This is a genomic window from Mesorhizobium sp. Cs1321R2N1, assembly GCF_037179725.1.
GTDB lineage: Bacteria > Pseudomonadota > Alphaproteobacteria > Rhizobiales > Rhizobiaceae > Mesorhizobium > Mesorhizobium salmacidum.
Genome location: NZ_JAPYKP010000006.1, coordinates 77284 through 94325, shown reverse-complemented (window position 1 = coordinate 94325; position 17042 = coordinate 77284). Strand labels below are relative to the sequence as shown.

16 protein-coding genes are annotated in these 17042 nt (G+C 64.3%); 12 read left to right on the top strand and 4 right to left on the bottom strand.

Annotated elements, in window-relative coordinates; all coding sequences use genetic code 11:
- The 6 genes from O7A61_RS03395 to lpxK form a co-directional block, all read left to right on the top strand.
- A partial coding sequence (locus O7A61_RS03395) for a metallopeptidase TldD-related protein (RefSeq protein ID WP_337128337.1) occupies positions 1-623 on the top strand: 623 nt, incomplete at its 5' end.
- Entirely contained in the window at positions 610-1413 is an 804-nt protein-coding gene (locus tag O7A61_RS03390; protein ID WP_337128336.1) for a 3'(2'),5'-bisphosphate nucleotidase CysQ, read from the top strand. The genes O7A61_RS03395 and O7A61_RS03390, both read left to right, overlap by 14 nt.
- Before the next feature lie 76 nt (positions 1414-1489).
- Positions 1490-1735, top strand: a complete 246-nt coding sequence (locus O7A61_RS03385; protein ID WP_337128335.1) for a DUF4170 domain-containing protein — start codon at positions 1490-1492, stop codon at positions 1733-1735.
- Positions 1736-1740: 5 nt separating this feature from the next.
- The gene (locus O7A61_RS03380) at positions 1741-2532 is read left to right on the top strand and encodes a lysophospholipid acyltransferase family protein (protein ID WP_140714217.1); all 792 of its coding nucleotides are present in this window, start codon (positions 1741-1743) and stop codon (positions 2530-2532) included.
- A complete protein-coding gene (gene waaA / locus O7A61_RS03375; protein WP_337128334.1) occupies positions 2529-3845 on the top strand; it encodes a lipid IV(A) 3-deoxy-D-manno-octulosonic acid transferase in 1317 nt (438 codons plus the stop codon). Before O7A61_RS03380 ends, waaA begins: the two co-directional genes overlap by 4 nt.
- 1 nt (position 3846) lies before the next feature.
- Positions 3847-4872, top strand: a complete 1026-nt coding sequence (lpxK, locus tag O7A61_RS03370) for a tetraacyldisaccharide 4'-kinase (protein ID WP_337128333.1) — start codon at positions 3847-3849, stop codon at positions 4870-4872.
- Here the strand turns inward: lpxK and O7A61_RS03365 are convergent.
- A complete protein-coding gene (locus tag O7A61_RS03365) occupies positions 4869-5102 on the bottom strand; it encodes a DUF2093 domain-containing protein (RefSeq protein WP_027143200.1) in 234 nt (77 codons plus the stop codon). The genes lpxK and O7A61_RS03365 overlap by 4 nt on opposite strands.
- Before the next feature lie 114 nt (positions 5103-5216).
- Between O7A61_RS03365 and O7A61_RS03360 the strand changes: the two genes are divergently transcribed.
- Positions 5217-5819 carry a hypothetical protein gene (locus tag O7A61_RS03360; protein ID WP_337128332.1) on the top strand — a complete coding sequence of 201 codons (603 nt, stop codon included), beginning with the start codon at positions 5217-5219 and terminating at the stop codon, positions 5817-5819.
- Between the two features lie 62 nt (positions 5820-5881).
- Here the strand turns inward: O7A61_RS03360 and O7A61_RS03355 are convergent, their stop codons facing one another.
- A complete protein-coding gene (locus O7A61_RS03355) occupies positions 5882-6808 on the bottom strand; it encodes a LysR substrate-binding domain-containing protein (RefSeq protein WP_337128331.1) in 927 nt (308 codons plus the stop codon).
- A 90-nt stretch (positions 6809-6898) separates the two neighbouring features.
- Here O7A61_RS03355 and O7A61_RS03350 point away from each other — a divergent pair, with 90 nt between their 5' ends.
- Together O7A61_RS03350 and O7A61_RS03345 are read left to right on the top strand one after the other, a co-directional pair.
- Complete coding sequence (locus O7A61_RS03350) at positions 6899-7792, top strand: DMT family transporter (RefSeq protein WP_337128330.1); 894 nt, start codon at positions 6899-6901, stop codon at positions 7790-7792.
- A 159-nt stretch (positions 7793-7951) separates the two neighbouring features.
- Positions 7952-8680: a hypothetical protein gene (locus O7A61_RS03345; protein WP_337128329.1), complete on the top strand. Its 729-nt coding sequence runs from the start codon at positions 7952-7954 to the stop codon at positions 8678-8680.
- A gap of 22 nt (positions 8681-8702) precedes the next feature.
- Here O7A61_RS03345 and mutL read toward each other — a convergent pair whose 3' ends face one another.
- Together mutL and O7A61_RS03335 are read right to left on the bottom strand one after the other, a co-directional pair.
- The gene (gene mutL, locus O7A61_RS03340) at positions 8703-10592 is read right to left on the bottom strand and encodes a DNA mismatch repair endonuclease MutL (protein WP_337128328.1); all 1890 of its coding nucleotides are present in this window, start codon (positions 10590-10592) and stop codon (positions 8703-8705) included.
- Positions 10593-10635: 43 nt separating this feature from the next.
- Positions 10636-11538: a LysR substrate-binding domain-containing protein gene (locus tag O7A61_RS03335; RefSeq protein ID WP_337107559.1), complete on the bottom strand. Its 903-nt coding sequence runs from the start codon at positions 11536-11538 to the stop codon at positions 10636-10638.
- Positions 11539-11629: 91 nt separating this feature from the next.
- On the opposite strand from O7A61_RS03335, the gene O7A61_RS03330 reads away from it, so the two are divergent.
- The 3 genes from O7A61_RS03330 (at position 11630) to O7A61_RS03320 (ending at position 16976) form a co-directional block, all read left to right on the top strand.
- Positions 11630-13180, top strand: coding sequence for a trimethylamine methyltransferase family protein (locus O7A61_RS03330; RefSeq protein WP_337128327.1), 1551 nt, complete (start codon positions 11630-11632; stop codon positions 13178-13180).
- A gap of 46 nt (positions 13181-13226) precedes the next feature.
- Positions 13227-14876, top strand: coding sequence for an ABC transporter substrate-binding protein (locus O7A61_RS03325; protein WP_337128326.1), 1650 nt, complete (start codon positions 13227-13229; stop codon positions 14874-14876).
- A 117-nt stretch (positions 14877-14993) separates the two neighbouring features.
- On the top strand, positions 14994-16976 hold the full coding sequence (locus O7A61_RS03320; protein WP_337128325.1) for an oxidoreductase: 1983 nt from the start codon (positions 14994-14996) through the stop codon (positions 16974-16976).
- Positions 16977-17042 lie beyond the last annotated feature (66 nt).

Genomic DNA, 17042 nt, shown 5'->3' with positions numbered 1-17042 from the left:
GCGTCGCGCGCGGCATTGCCGGCCATATCGCCGGCGCCATCAACGGCGCTTCCGTCGCCCGCAAAACCTCGTTCCTGCGCGACATGATGGGCAAGCAGGTGGCCGCTGCCGCGATCACCGTCACCGATGACCCGTTGCGGCGCCGTGGCCAGGCCTCGCGCCCATTCGATGGCGAAGGCGTCGAGGGCGAGAAGCTCCTGATGGTTGAAAAGGGTGTCCTCAACCACTGGTTCCTGTCGACATCGGTGGCCCGGGAACTCGGCCTCGTCACCAACGGTCGCGGCGCACGCAGCGGTTCCTCCGTCTCGCCGTCGTCGACGAACCTTGCCATCGAGGCGGGCGAGCGCTCGCCGGAAGACCTGATCGGCTCGCTCAAGACCGGCTTCTACGTCACCGAAGTGTTTGGCCAGGGCGTCGACATGCTCACCGGCGAATACAGCCGCGGTGCCTCCGGCTTCTGGATCGAAAATGGCGCGCTTGCCTATCCGGTCGCCGAAGTCACCATCGCCTCGAACCTGAAGACGATGTTCCTCAACATGGTGCCGGCGAATGACCTCGACCGAAATTTCGGTACTGCCGCCCCGACTCTCCTGATCGAAGGCATGACCCTTGCCGGAGCATGACCTGACCACTGCCGGTGCCGATCAGGACCTGCCGCTGCTGCGCGACGCCGCCCGCAAGGCCGGTCTTATCGCCATGCGCTACTTCGGCAACAATCCGCAGGTCTGGATGAAGGGCGGTACCTCGCCGGTCAGTGAAGCCGATCATGCCGCCGATGCGTACCTGCGCCAGACGCTGCTTGCGGCACGGCCGGATTATGGCTGGCTGTCGGAAGAGACGACCGACGATCCGGCACGGCTTTCGGCGCGCCGCACCTTCGTTGTCGACCCGATCGACGGCACGCGCGGCTTCCTCGAAGGCCAGCCCACATGGTGCGTCAGCGTTGCCGTCGTTGAGCTTGGCCGCACGCTCGCCGGCGTGCTCGAATGTCCGGCGATGGATGAGACCTACTGGGCGCTACCCGGCCAGGGCGCCTTCCGCAACGACAAGCGCATCGCGGTACGCAAGCCTGAGGACAAGGCTGAAATTTCGGGGTTGAAGCAGTTGATCGACATGGTGCCTGCCGGCTGGCAGAAGCGGCTGCAGCGGGCACCCTACATCCCCTCGCTCGCCTACCGCCTGGCGATGATCGCCAACGGGACGCTCGACGCAACGTTCGTCAAGCCGAACGCGCATGACTGGGACATTGCCGCCGCCGATCTCATCCTGCGCGAAGCGGGCGGCCAGCTGCTCGACCCGAATGGCCGGGCGCCGCTCTATGCCGGCGAGGTGATCCGTCACGGCGCGCTCGCCGCCGGCAGCGGGGACCTGCTGGCGGTGCTTGTCGATGTCATCGCCGGGCTGGATGGCTGAAAGCATTTTCGAAGGTTCCAAAGTCGGCGGCTTTGGTCTAGACCTGTGACAAACTCACGATATGTGAAGGACCGACATGGCCGCGGAAGACGGAAAGAAACAGCTTTTGCATCTGGTGTTCGGCGGCGAACTCAAGAAGCTTGGCGGCACCGAGTTCCGCGATCTCGACGCGCTCGACATCGTTGGTGTCTATCCCGACTATCAATCCGCGCACACCGCGTGGAAAGCCAAGGCACAAGCCAGCGTGGACAATGCCCATATGCGTTATTTCGTCGTTCATCTGCACCGTCTGCTGGATCCCGATAGCAAGGTCATCGGTTGAGTTCGATGGAGCGTGATCTGGCGAAAGAGCCAGCCAGCGAGGCCGCGCCCACGGGCAGGGGCGGCAGCCGCACGACCAAGGCCTTCTGGCGCAGGATTCGCGAGCCGCTCGCGCAATCCCGATTCGTCAAGAACGCCATTGCCAGCCTGCTCGCGCAGTTCGTGCGGCTGGTTCGCCTGACCAGCCCCCTGGTCGCCGGATCGGCCCGCTTTGCGGGCGGCGCCTATGCCGAGTTCGAGCCGGGGATCATTGCTCTGTGGCATGGCCAGCATCTTTTGACGCCGGCCTATTACCCCAAGCGCAAGCCGCTGGTCGCGATGGTGTCGCGCAGCGCCGATGCCGAACTCAACGCCCTGATGCTGGAGAAATTCGGCATCGAGGCGGTGCGCGGTTCGGGCGGGCGCGAGAATGCCAGGCATCTCGACAAGGGCGGGGCCAAGGCCCTCATCGCCCTCAAAAAGTCGCTCACCGCAGGCAAGAACGTCGCCATGATCGCAGACATTCCCCACGGTACCCCGCGCGATGCAGGGCTCGGTATCGTTCTTTTGGCTCGCCTCTCCGGCCGGCCACTGCTGCCCGTCGCCATCGCCACCAGCCGCCGCAAGGTGCTGGAAAAGAGCTGGGATAAAACCACCATCAACCTGCCCTTCGGCCGCTCCGCCGTGACCATCGGCACGCCGATCTTTGTGGCCGCGGATGCCGACGATGCCGAAATGGAACGCAAGCGCCAGGAAGTGACGGCCGCCCTCAACGCCGCGACCGCCGAGGCCTACCGTCTCGTGGATGGTCCGCGGTGAGCGGCCGCTGGGCACGTACCATGCTGTCGGCATACCGTTTTGCCGGCGCAGCCGCCTATCCCCTGGTCGGGCCTTACGTCGCCTGGCGCACCTCGCGCGGCAAGGAAGACCGCAATCGAAGGCGCGAGCGCTATGGCGTCGCCGGCCGCCCGCGCCCCGAGGGGCCGGTGATCTGGATCCATGCCGCGAGCGTCGGAGAGACCTTGGCCGTCGTGCCGCTGGTCGAAAGCATCCTCGACTACGGCGTCAACATCGTGCTGACGACCGGCACGGTGACCTCCGCCCAGGTCGTGGATGAGCGGCTCGGCGACCGCATCATCCACCAATATGTGCCGCTCGATCTGAAGCCGGCGGTCAGCCGCTTCCTAGACCACTGGAAACCTGATCTGGCGATCATCGCCGAATCCGAGATCTGGCCGATGACCATCCTTGAACTCGGTGCCCGCCACGTGCCGCAGGTGCTGGTCAATGGCAGGCTCTCTGATCGCTCGTTCACGTCGTGGAAGAAGCGGGCCAACATCGCCGAGGCGCTGTTCGAGAATCTGGCCCATGTCGTTGCGCAATCCGACGTCGACGGCGAGCGTTTTCGCGCGCTCGGCGCCCGGCCGGTCACGGTGTCGGGCAATCTTAAGGTCGACACCAACCCGCCGCCGGTCGACCTACGGGCGCTCGGCACTTTGCAGCGGCAGATCGGCGGTCGGCCGACCTGGGCGGCGATCTCGACCCATGATGGCGAGGAAGTTGTCGCCGCGGAAGTCCACGCGACGCTGCACAAGCGTCACCAGGGCCTTTTGACGATCGTCGTTCCGCGCCATCCCGATCGGGCCGAAGCCCTTGCCGCGCAGATTTCCGGCATGGGGCTGAAGGTCGCACGGCGCAGCAAGGGTGACCGTATCGGTCCCGACACCGATATCCTGCTTGGCGATACGATCGGCGAAATGGGGCTTTATCTCCGCCTGACCGAAATCGCTTTCGTCGGCCGTTCGCTGACCTCCGAAGGCGGCCAGAACCCGCTCGAGCCGGCCATGCTCGACACGGCGGTTCTCGCCGGTCGCAACGTGCAGAATTTTCGCGAGGCCTATCAACGCCTGCTCGACAGCGGCGGCGCCAAGCTGGTGCGCGACCGCGACATGCTGGCTGGCGCCGTCAATTTCCTCCTGACCAACGAAGTGGCGCGCCACGAGATGATGGCGGCGGGAATCGCGACTGTCGATGAGATGCGCGGCGCACTGGCACGCACACTCAAATCGCTCGAACCCTATATCCAGCCGCTGGTGGTCAAGGCGCGCCTGAAGGGCGCGAACGGGCGTTAGCGTGGCCTCGGAGGCACCACCATTCTGGTGGGAAGAGCCGGACTGGAAAGTCCTGGCGCTATCGCCGCTGTCGGCTGTCTATGCGCTGGTCGCCGGTCGCGGCATGCGGCGGGCCCGACGCGAGAAGATCCAGGCGCCGGTTCTGTGCGTCGGCAATTTCACCGTTGGCGGCACCGGCAAGACGCCGGTGGCGATCGCGCTCGCCCAACAGGCCAAGCGCATGCGGCTGAAACCGGGTTTCCTGTCGCGCGGCCATGGCGGTTCCTTCGCCGAACCGCATGTCGTCGATATCCGTCATGACAGCGCCAAGCACGTCGGCGACGAGCCGCTTCTGTTGGCCGAACATGCCCCGGTTGCAGTGACGCCGAACCGTGCCGCCGGCGCCCGGCTGCTGCTGGAAAAGCACGGCTGTGATTTCCTGATCATGGACGACGGCTTCCAGAGCGCGCGCATCCACATCGATTATGCGCTGGTCGTGGTCGATGCCCGTTATGGGATCGGCAATGGCCGCGTCATCCCGGGCGGTCCGCTCAGGGCCAAAATCGTCGACCAGCTGGTCTTCACCAGCGGGCTGCTGAAGATGGGCGAGGGCACCGCCGCCGATGCCGTGGTCCGCCGGGCAGCGCGTGCCGGCCGGCCGATCTTCGAGGCCCACACGGAGCCGAGCAGCAAGGCGGGGCTTGCCGGAAAGCGGTTTCTGGCCTTTGCCGGCATCGGTCATCCCGAAAAGTTCTTCGACACGGTGCGCGAGGCCGGCGGCGAAGTGATCCTGTCCAGGCCCTTTCCGGACCATCACTTTTACGCCGAGGACGAGCTCGCCGAACTGGCCGCGACGGCGCGGGCCGAAGGCCTTGGCCTGATCACCACCGCCAAGGACGCCGCCCGGTTGCGCCATGGCGCCCCGCAGGATTTTCTCGGCCGTCTCGACGTGCTGGAAATCGACACGATTTTCGAGCTTGATCACGTTCCCGAACGCATCATCGAGGAAACGCTCGATGCCTGGCGCCAGCGTAAGCTGAGAGGCTAACCCCGCTTGCGCAGTTCCGGATGCACCTCGATTTCGCGGCGCAGCGATGCGCTCGCGTTCACGTAGGGCTCCTGCCTGGCAACGCTCCAGTATTTCAGCTCGTCCAGTGGGATGTTTTCGCCTGTCACCGCGCAGCGTACGAACGAGCCGGGGCTGGTGACCTGGAAATCGCCATCGAGATAGCGGATGCGGGCTTCCTTGCCGCCCGGGCCTTCGAAACGGTTCATCATGCGGTGGTACTTGAGTTCATTGGGATTCAATCGCCATAAATCGTGGGCAAGGTCAAGCTTGGCGCAATGCTCATGTAATATTGCCCTTTGGCACAATGGTTGTCAGGAAGCGCCATGGACATCGCCAATGCAAGCATGCCGTCTTTGCTGAAAGAAGCACTCACGCTCCAGCCGGTGCCTTCCCTCAAGGCCGACCCGGCGACCGCGGCGCTGGTCAAGGCGCTCGTCCAGCCGCCAGCGCCCGCGATGGTGCAATCGGCGCAGTTCGCCGCCCAGGCGCTGCAAGGCTCGCTGCCGCGACCGGCCGCTCAGACGTCGCAACGCCTGTCATCCTTCGAGATCGAGGATGCTTACCGGGCCGTCATGGAACTTGACGCCGCCACCCACCATGCACCGCCACGAGCCTCGACGGGTGGAACAGGGACGGACACCGATCAGGCTTCGCGCGGCTTCGCCCCGCCGCAGACAACGGACACCGACAGCACGCCCAAACTGGCGCCGGCCTCGGCCTCGTCCACATTTTCGCCCGCGGTCGCTTCCGCCGCGGTGCTGGTCGCGGCCAACGCCAACGCGCCGCAACCGCGCGGCGCCTCCATCCGACCGGCGGGCCATGCTCCACGATCCGAGCCAGCTCCGTCGTCGCTGTGGACGATATCGATCGTGACGGCCATCGTCTCGGCCGCGACCACCATGATTGTGCTTTTTCTGTTCCGTTAAGCAGGTATCACGCGATTTCCGACAGGGGACCGCCACGCATTATGTCCGAGACCTGTCGCAGCCTAATCGTTATCCTGCAGGAAAGCTTCCAGCCTTGTCGAAGCAAGCCCGGCCTGTTCGGCAATGCGCCTGGCGAGATCGGCGGCGGCCGCCCGCGGTCGGCCGACCGGACGATCCAGCCAGTAGGAAACGGGATTGAGCGCGGTGCGATCGTCGACGGCGACGAGGCGCCCCGATTCTATCTGGTGCTCGGTGAGCGGTGGCCGCGCCAGCGCGATGCCGAGACCATGGGCTGCGGCATCGAGCACCAGATTGTAGTCCTCGAAGCGGCGGTCTTGCGGGCGCGGCCGGTAATCCATGTCTTGCGCGGCGAACCAGGCGCGCCAGCCCGAAGCGTCGGAATCGTTGATCAGCGGGAATTTGAGCAACCGGGCCGGGTCGCCACCGCCGATCTCTCGTGCGAGGCCCGGCGAGGCGATCGGGAAGAGAAGTTCTTCGAACAGTTGCACCGAGACACGGCCCGGGACGCGGCCGCGACCGCAGCGGACCGACAGATCGATGCCTTCGTCGGCGAGATCGGCCTGACGATTGTCGACGTCGAGCACGATGCGCAGGCGGGTAGGGTCGTTTTCCAGCGTTGCCATGCGCGGCATCAGCCACAAGCCGCTCACCGATGGAATGGAGGCCAGGCGCACCACGGCGGTGCCGCGCGGCTCCACCCACCGATCCGAATTGACCGATATCAGCGCAAAGGCTTCGGTGGTCCTGAGATGCAGGCGATTGCCTTCGTTGGTCAGCGACACGCCGCGCGCGCCGCGTTCGAAAACCTTCAGGCCAAGCCAGTCCTCGAGCTTGGCGATCTGCCGGCTGACGGCGCCATGGGTGAGGTTGAGTTTTTCAGCGGCGGCCGAAAAGCTTCCCGTCCGGGCCGCCGCGTCGAAGGCGCGCAATGTCTCCAGCGGCAGCATACTGTTCGAGCTGTGATCCATGCTCACAGGTGACCCTCGATTTGGTCGTTTGTCAATTGACCTGAAAGGGCGTTTTCTGCTGCCGAGACTGAAGAATCCGAGGGCAATGAGATGAGCGCAACCACAGGCACGTTGAATTCGACACAGCGGATGGACACCACGGCCGCCATCGCCGTGGCGCTGACGGTGATCGGCTGGGCCTCCGCCTTCCCGGCGATCCGGGCCGGGCTCGCCGCTTTCCAGCCGTTGGAGCTTGGCGCCCTGCGCTTTGCCATAGCCGCCGTGCCTGCTGCCATCTTCCTTGCCGTCAAGCGTCCGGCGCTGCCCAGGATCGCCGATTTCTGGCGCTTCGCCTTCGGCGGCGCCATTTTCGTCGCGCTCTACACGGCGATGCTCAATTTCGGCGAGCAGACCGTCTCGGCCGGAGCAGCCGGCTTCATCATCAATGTCAGCCCTATCTTCACCGCCATCATGGCGATGGCGCTGCTTGGCGAGCGCTTCTCGGGCCTGGCCTGGATCGGTACCGTCATTTCCTTCGCCGGCATCGGCATCATCGCCGTCGCCGACGGGCATGGCCTTCATTTTAATGCCGGCGCGCTGCTGGTGCTTGGCTCGGCACTCTGCTCGGCCGTCAACACCATCGTCCAGAAGCCGCTGTTTGCCCGCCACAATCCGCTGACCATCGCGGCGTCCAACATGGTGCTCGGCGCGCTCTGCCTGGCGCCCTTCCTGCCCGCTGCTCTGCAGCAGGCCGCCGTCGCGAACACCGCCGGCCTCGGCGCCGTCATCTATCTCGGCATCGTGCCAAGCCTGATCGCTTATGCGGCCTGGGCGACCGCGCTGTCGCGTCTGCCGGCGGCGCGTGCCTCGAACTTCTTGTACCTGGTCTCGCCGATGTCGGCCCTGATCGGCTTCTTCTGGCTGGGCGAAGTGCCTACGCTGCTCGGCATTCTCGGCGGCGCGTTGGCGCTCGGCGGCGTTATCGTGGTGAATTTGAAACGCTAATTCAAAAGGTTGCGATCTTTCCCTGACTTATCAGGAACCACGGATTTCAGTTGACGGCTGCCGCGACGCAAGGCAACTGTCACGCAGTCTTGGCGGATTGCCGTCGCGGAGCGCAGCAGGGTTGGGATGGGAAGACGTTTTATCTCAACGGTCGTTTGCTTGTTGCTGCTCAACGCAAAAGCCGTTGCGGGTTGGTACCACGTGGAAAACTACGAGGGTTTCCTCGGGCCATCTCCTATCCATTTCTCCATACAGACATATGACAGCTTAGGCAGCGCGCCAGAGGTCCATGGAAGTTACTTCTACGACGCGAAGCAAATCCCGATTGCGCTGTATGGCACGGTCAGTGGTACCAGGTTCGCGCTTTGCGAGATTTCAGACGATAAGGAGCTTTATCGGATAATAGTGCAGGGACCGACGCCCCCTGTCGACACCACAAGGTGCCCATTCTCCCTGGACCTCAACGATGGCGTTGCGACGGGAAGCTGGAGCAAGGGCACGGATAGATATCCCGTCACGCTCAAGAAAATCGCGAGCCTGGATGACACCGGCGAGGAAAAGATCGACGGCACTGTCGAGATTCCCTTCTGGGCGCAGACAGCCATCCACAGGTTTTCGGGAATTTACACGAATACCGGTGGCGGCCTTTGCATGGAAAAAGTGCAGATCATCAGAAAGAGCAGCCGCAAGGTTGTCCAGGAAATTACCTTCGCCGATGACGACGCTTGCAGTGCCGGCATGCTGAAGACGATCATCTACATGAACGTCCAGAAATGGGTGGAGCAAGGCAAGGACGTCATTTCCGTGAATTTTCGAGGCGGCGGTGCCGGAACCGTGGTCGATTACGTCTTCAATTCACGGACAAGGAAATATCAGCAGATGAAATGAGGGCTGGCCCGTTGGGGCCGGTTCACCGCCGCCCGAACAGCCTTTCGATATCCGCCAGCTTCAGCTCGATATAGGTGGGGCGGCCATGATTGCAGGTGCCTGAGCCCGGCGTCGCCTCCATCTGGCGCAGCAGCGCGTTCATCTCCTCGGCCTTGAGCAGCCGGCCGGAGCGCACCGAGCCGTGGCAGGCCATGGTCGCCGCGATCTTGTCCAGCCGACCTTTGAGCGTCTCGACCGTGTCGTTGTCGGCGATCTCGTCGGCGAGGTCGCGCACCAATTGCTGGACATTGGTCTCGCCCAGCATCGACGGCGTCTCGCGCACGGCAACCGCGCCCGGGCCGAAACGCTCGATGCCGAGGCCGAAGCGGGCGAGCGTTTCGGAATGCATGGCGAGCCTCTCGGCGTCCTCTTCCGGCAAGTCGATGATCTCGGGCAGAAGCAGCATCTGCGAGGGCACTGGCCGCGAGTGCAGGGCGTTCTTCAGCGCTTCATAGACCAGCCGCTCATGGGCCGCGTGCTGGTCGACGATGACGAGCGAATCCCTGGTCTGGGCGACGATGTAGTTCTCGTGCACCTGGGCGCGCGCCGCACCCAGCACCGCGCCGAGCAGCGTCTCGGTTGCCTCATTCTGCCCGGCACGCGCATCGGCGCTGGCGAGCGGGTCGGCATCGAACGCCGCCTGGTCGCTCTCGCCGAAGCCGGCGGTTCTTGCATTGCCGCGTTCAAAGCCGGCGCTTGAGAATTGCATGTCGAGCGGTCGCTGCGGCGAGCGCGAAGGGTCGAAACCCGCGGGGCCGGACGCGCGGAAGGCTGCTTCGTAGCTGCGATGGCCATTTGTCGGGCCGCCGTGATCATAGGGTGCGGCGCCCGGACGGAACGCAGCCATCATGCCGGCGGCACCCGTGGTGGCGGAGCGGATGCCGGCATCGGCCAACGCCTGCCGGATCGCGCCGACGATCAGTCCGCGCACGAGACCCGGGTCACGGAAGCGGACATCGGCCTTGGCCGGATGGACGTTGACGTCGACGATGGCCGGATCGAGCGTCAGGAACAGCACGGTCACGGCGTGGCGGTCGCGCGGCAGGACATCGGCGAAGGCGCCGCGAATGGCGCCGGCGATCAGCTTGTCGCGCACCGGCCTGCCATTGACATAGGCGTATTGCTGCAGCGCGTTGGCGCGGGTGAAGGACGGGATCGACACATGGCCGGTCAGGTGCACGCCTTCGCGCATCGCGTCGATGGCAATGGAATTGTCGGGAAAGTCGGCGCCCATCACCTGCGCGACGCGGCGCAGGCTGCCTTCCGCGCTGTACTCGGTCGCCGGCAGTTCCAGCGTCGTGCGGTCGGACCCGGCCAGGTTGAAACGCACTGTGGGGAAAGCGATGGCGATGCGCTTGACGATGTCGCTGATGGCCGAGCTTTCGGCGCGTTCGCCTTTCATGAACTTCAGCCGTGCCGGCGTGGCGAAGAACAGGTCGCGCACCTCGACGGTGGTGCCGCGATTGGCGGCCGCCGGCTTCACCGGCAGGACGCGACCGCCCTCGATGCCAATCTCCGCGGCGCTGTCGCCCGAGGCCGTGCGCGAGCGGATGGACAGCCGCGACACCGAGCCGATCGACGGCAACGCCTCGCCGCGAAAACCGAGCGAGCGGATGTCGTGGATGTCCTCGGCAAGCTTGGACGTGCAGTGACGCGCGATCGCCAGCGCCAGCTCCTGCTCCGGAATGCCGGAGCCGTCGTCGGTGACGCGGATAAGATTCAGCCCGCCGCCCGATGTGACGACCTCTACCTTGCTTGCACCGGCATCGAGCGCGTTCTCGACCAGTTCCTTGACCACGCTTGCCGGACGCTCGATGACTTCGCCGGCGGCGATCTGGTTGATCATCGTTTCGGAAAGCTGTCGGATGGGCATGATCTGATCTTACACGGATTCGGTCGGTGCGTGCGAGGCTACTTTACGCCTGCGCGACCAGCCAGTCTCTTACCTTGCGGGCATTGTCCGAGAGCTCGCGGTTCTTCGGCCACACGACATAGAAGGCCTTGCCGGTCTTGAGCACGTGGTTCGTCACCGGTACCAGCAGGCCCGTCGCCAGCAGCCGCTCGGCAAGGTGCCGCCAGCCCAGCGCAATGCCTTGCCCCTCCATGACCCCCTGGATCACCAGGCCATAATCATTGATGCGCAGGCCTCGCGCGGTATTGCTGAGGCTGCCGCCGGCCGACTGAAACCATTCGTCCCAGCTTGCCGCTTCACGATACGGCTCCTCGAGGTGAATGAGACGGTGCGTGGCCAGTTCCTCGACGCTCCCCGGCATGCCGAATTTGGCCAGATAGCTGGTGCCGGCGACGGGGAAGATCTCCTCGTCGGCGAGCGGCAGCGAGTGGTAGTCCGGCCATTCCCTGGGCTCGCCGCCGCGCACCGCCAGCGGGATGCCTTCGGCGATGATGTCGAGATCGCGGTCGGCGGTCTGGATGCGCAGGTCGATGCCCGGCAATTCGTCGCGGAACTGCTGCAGGCGCGGCATCATCCAGAAGGAACCGAAAGCGGTCGAGGCGGCAAGCGTCACATGGCCACCGGTCGCCTGCAGGCGCAGATCCTCGGCGGATTTGCGGATATGCGACAAGCCCAGCGAGACGTCGGCATGGAACCGCTCGCCGGCTTCCGTCAGGCTGACCTGCCGGTGGCGGCGCTGGAACAGCTTGGCGCCGAGCTGCTCTTCCAGTCCGCGCACCGCATAGGAGACGGCCGCCTGCGTCATGCCGAGCTCCCGCCCGGCGGCGGTGAAGCTCGACAGCCGGCCCGCCGCCTCGAAGACGATCAGGCTGCCGGCGGACGGCAGGAGGTGGCGCAGGCTTCGCATAAGCACAGCTTATACAAGAGATCAGGATTTTCCAGCGTCACAGCTATATTTCACCTCGCTAACTTGGCTGGAACGGACGCCAGGAGGTCTCATGAACGCACCCGCCGCTGAATTGACCGAACCGACCCATCGCCGTGGCGGTGGCCGTCTCGGGCGCAAGGCGCTTCGTGGGGCTCCGGTCGCGTCGTTCCCAACCCTGGTTCGCCAGATCCCGGTGTACCAACTGGTTCCGGACGAGGCGGTGGAACTGATCCACGAGGAGTCGCTTTCGATCCTGGAAGAGGTCGGCTGCGAATTCCGCGACGACGAGGCCATCGCCTTGTGGAAGGCGGCCGGTGCCGATGTCCGGGAAACGCGGGTCCGCATCGATCGCGCGCTGCTGATGGAACTCGTCTCCAAGGTTCCCTCCGAGTTCACGCTCAACGCGCGCAATCCCCAGCGCACGGTGCGCGTCGGCGGCAAGAACTCGATCTTCGTGCCGATGTATGGCGCGCCTTATGTGCGCGACCTCGACAACAACAGGCGCTACGGCACGCTTGCCGACCTCAACAATTTCCACAAGCTCGCCTACATGGCGCCGGCGCTGCACTCGTCGAGTTCGATCATCTGCGAGCCGATGGAAATCGCCGTGCCCAAGCGGCACCTGCACATCATCCATTCGGCGCTGAAGTATTCCGACAAACCGTTCATGGGCATCGTGACGTCCAAGGAGCGGGCGGAAGATACGATGGCGATGGCCGGCATCGTGTTCGGCGAGGAATTCGTCCGCGATAATCCGGTACTGGTTGCAATCACCAACTGCAATTCGCCGCTGGTCTGGGACGCCACCATGCTGGACGCCATGAGGGTGTATGCGCGCCACAATCAGCCGCTGATCCTGGCGCCCTTCGCGCTCTGCGGCGCCTCGACCTCGGCGTCGGCCGTCGGCGCGGTTGCGCAGGTCAACGCCGAGGCGCTTGCCGGGGTGGCCTTCACCCAGCTCATCCGTCCGGGTTCACCTCAGATCTACGGCCAATTCATGGTCACGGTCGACATGAAGACCGGCGCTCCGATGGGCGGCACGCCGGAGGCCGCCCAGATGATGTATCTGATGGGTGCTCTGGCGCGGAAATACAAACTGCCGTGGCGCACGTCAGGCTTCCATGTCGGCTCGAAGCTCAACGATGCCCAGGCCGGCTACGAGGCGAACATGCTGATGCATGCCGCCATCCTTGCCGGCGCCAACTACATCTGGCATTCGGCCGGCTGGCTGGAAGCAGGTCTCACCTGCGGTTACTCGAAATTCGCCACCGACTGCGAACAGCTCGTCGGCTGGTACAAATACGCGGGCGGCCTGCCTTTCGACGATTTCAAGGAGGCGATGGCGGCGATCCGCGAGGTCGGGCCGCAAGGCCATTTCCTCGGCACCCAGCACACGCTCGAGCATTTCGAGAAGGCTTTCTTCATGCCGAGCATCATGGACTTCAACTCCTACGAACAATGGAAGGCGGAAGGGGCGAAGGACCACGACACGCGCGGCCGCGAGAAGGCGCGCAACATGCTCGCCGATTATGAGGAGCCGAAACTCGACGAAGGCATCGCCGACGGTCTCAAGGATTTGATCGCGCGGCGCGAGGAAAAATTGCCCGACAGCGTTAGTTGAAAAACAACAGACAAAGACCTGACGGGAACAACAAGGGGAGAGTGACATGACGGTTTTCAGAAGCAATGGCGATCGTGTGCCGCAGGCTATCGAAGCGATGGCAACGGAGGCGCGGGCGGGTCGCATGGACCGGCGCGAGTTCCTGGCGCTGGCCAGCGCGCTTGGCGCATCGACGGCGTTTGCCTATGGCATGATCGGCCTCGCCGCGCCGACGCAAGCTCTGGCCGAGGAGCCGAAGAAGGGCGGGACGCTACACGTCTCGATGGCGGTGAAAGCGCAGAAGGATCCGCGTACTTACGACTGGGTGGAACTGGCCAACATCTCGCGCAGCTGGCTGGAGCCGTTGGTTCGCTACACCAGACAGTTTACCTTCGAGCCGGTGCTGCTCGAAAGCTGGGACATCAACGACGACGCCACCGAATACACGTTGCATGTGCGCAAGGGCGTCACCTGGAACAATGGCGATGCCTTCAATGCCGATGACGTGGTGCACAATGTGACGCGCTGGTGCGAGAAGGGGGTCGCCGGCAACTCGATGGCGGCGCGGGTCGGTGCGCTGATCGATGCCAAGACCGGCAAGGCCAGGGACGGTGCCATCACCAAGGTCGACGACAATACGGTCAAGCTGAAGCTCAGCGAGCCCGACATTTCGCTCATTCCGAACTTCACCGATTACCCCGCCCTTATCGTGCACCGGAATTTCGATGCCGATGGCGCCGATCCGATCAAGAAGCCGATCGGCACGGGAGCGTTCGAGCTGGTCTCTTACGACGTCGGCCAGAAGGCGGTGGTCAAGCGCCGCGAGAACGGCAAGTGGTGGGGTGGCGAAGCCCCGCTCGACAGCGTCGAGTTCATCGATTACGGCACCGATTTCAACGCCACGGTGAACGCTTTCGACTCCGGCGAGGTCGATGTCAATTTCGAGTCGCCCGCCGACTTCATCGACATTCTCGACAAGATGGGGCTGCAGAAATCGGAGGTCGCGACCGCCACCACGCTGGTTGCCCGCACCAACATTACGCACAAGCCTTATGACGACCAGCGTGTTCGCAATGCCCTGCAGATGGCGGTCGACAACAACGCGGTGCTGCAACTCGGCTATAATGGCCGGGGCACGGTCGGCGAGAACCACCATGTCAGCCCGATCCATCCCGAATATTATGCCCTGCCCAAGAAGGAGCGCGATGCAGCCGGCGCCAAGAAGCTGATGGCGGACGCCGGCCAGGCCGACTTCGAGCACGAGCTGATCACCATCGAGGACGACTGGCAGAAGAACACCGGCGACGCGATTGCCGGCCAGCTGCGCGACGCCGGTATCAAGGTCAAGCGCACCGTGCTGCCGGGCTCGACCTTCTGGAACGACTGGACGAAATATCCCTATTCGATGACCATCTGGTACATGCGCCCGCTCGGTGTCCAAGTGCTGGCGCTGGGCTATCGCACCGGCGAGGCGTGGAATGAATCGGCTTATTCCAATCCCGATTTCGACGCCAAGCTCAAGCAGGCGCTCTCGCTGATCGACGTCGCCAAGCGCAAGGAGGTGATGAAGGATGTCGAGCAGATCCTGCAGGACTCCGGCGTCATCATCCAGCCGTTCTGGCAGAAGCTCTACAGCCATACGAACAAGAAGGTGAAGAACTACGGCGTCCACCAGACCTTCGAAATGGATCTCCAGAACGTCTGGCTGGACGCCTAGCTTCAAGGATCGCGGCAAAGCCGGCACCCCCGAGGTGCCGGCTTTCCGGCAAGAATCGACTTTGGTTGCGAGCGCTGGCGCCTGGGTGCCGCCGCCAAGGCTTTGAAGGAGCGGTGCATGTCTGGGCGGGTCTTCAACCGGCTGTTCACGCCGGCCACTCTGCGCGGCAAGACGTTACGCAACAGGATCGTGTTCGGAGCCCATACCGCCAACATGGCGGTGGAGGGGCTGCCGACCGCGCGGCATGTCGGCTATTACGCGGAACGCGCCATCGGCGGAGCCGGCATGATCGTGGTCGAGCCGATGCCTGTGCATCAGGCCGCCGTGCTTACCCGTGGCAACTTCAGCCCGTCCGATGACCGCGTCATCCCGCATTTTCGCAAGGTGACGGAGGCAATTCGCGGCAACGGCGCTGTCGCCATCCAGCAGCTCTACCATGTCGGCCAGCACGCGGACGCGGACAACTCGTTTCACCCCGGTTGGTCGCCTTCCGGCCTGCCGAGCTACCACGATTCCGACGGTTCGCATCGGATGTCCGAAGCCGAGATTGAAGAAACGATCGACGGCTTTGTCCAGGCGGCGCGCCGTTGCCGCGAAGCCGGCTTCGACGGCGTCGAGGTCTGGGCGGCGTACCATTCGATGCTGGACCAGTTCTGGACACCCTGGTCGAACCGCCGGGACGACCGATGGGGCGGCAGCCTTGAAAACCGCACCCGGATGAGCCGTGAGGTGATGACCAGGATTCGCCGGGAATGCGGCGACGATTTCATCATCGGTCTTGCGATCAACGATGAGCCGGAAGTCGAAGTGGCGCTGAAGCGCGAAGCGCTGGCCGAGATAATCGACCTCCACGACCGCGATACCTTGATGGACTATGTGACTTGCGGAACGGGTTCCTACTTCGACTTCTACAAGATCATGCCGACCTTTGTTTACCCGGAAAAGCTCGGTGCCGACCTGGCGTCCGTGCTCAAATCCACCGTGCGTCACGCGCTGATCACCGCCGAGAGCCATATCCGCACCCCCGAGAACGCCGAGAGTGTGTTGAGCGAAGGCCGTGCCGATCTCGTTTCCATCGTGCGCGGCCAGATCGCCGATCCGCATCTGGCTGCAAAGGCCGCCGCCGGGCGGCCGCAGGACATTCGCGGCTGCCTGTCCTGCAACCAGATGTGCTGGGGCCGGCGCAGCCGTGATTACTGGATCAGCTGCGTCATCAATCCATCCGCGGGGCGGGAATGGGAGTGGGGCGGAGACCGCTTCGCTCCGGCCGCCCAGCCGAAGCGCGTGCTGGTCGTCGGCGGCGGCCCGGCCGGGCTCGAAGCGGCGCGCGCCGCGGCCGAGCGCGGTCACCGGGTGACACTGGCCGAGGCATCCGATCGCCTTGGGGGGCAGTTCCGTCTTGCGGGCCTGCAGCCGCGCCGTGCCCAGATTCTGGATCTGATGGACTGGTACGAGCGCCAGCTCGGCCAGCTTCAGGTCGACATCCGCTACGGGCAGTATGTCGAAGCCGACGATGTCGAGCGCGAAGGCGCGGATCACGTCATCGTCGCGACCGGCTCGATGCCGCCAGACGGCGCTTTCCAGCGGGCCTTGCCACAGTGGGACAGCATTCCAGGCGGCGGGCCGGTGCTCTCGGCCGAAGCGGTGATGGCCCGTGAGGCGAGGCCGGGAAAAAATGTTCTGTTGCTGGACGATGGCGGCAATTGGAAAGGCTGCGGCACCGCCTGGAAACTCGCCGAGGACGGTCACAATGTGACGCTTGTGACACCGGACGCCCTGGTTGGCAAAGAGCTTCAGCGAATGGCCGTCGACGCGCCGCTGCGGCGGGCGCTCGCCAAGCTGAAGGTGCGGTTTGTGACCGAGAGCGCCGTCGTTCACTGGGATGGCAGGATGGCCAGGGTCGCTTCGCTGCTCGATGAAACCGAGCAGGAGATCGAAGCCGATGCGCTGGTCTTCGCCACGACGAATATGGCCGCCGACATGCTTTCCATCGAACTCGAAAGGCGCAAGATTGCCCACACTTCGATTGGTGATTGTACCGCTTCCAGGCAGGTGGCATTCGCCATCCATGACGGACGCAAGGCAGCGCTCGGCCTCTGAGTGCAAGCTTCGCCTGCACGTCCCGTCGAGATGACCCGCTTCCGCCGTGATGCGTGCGCAAGCGGG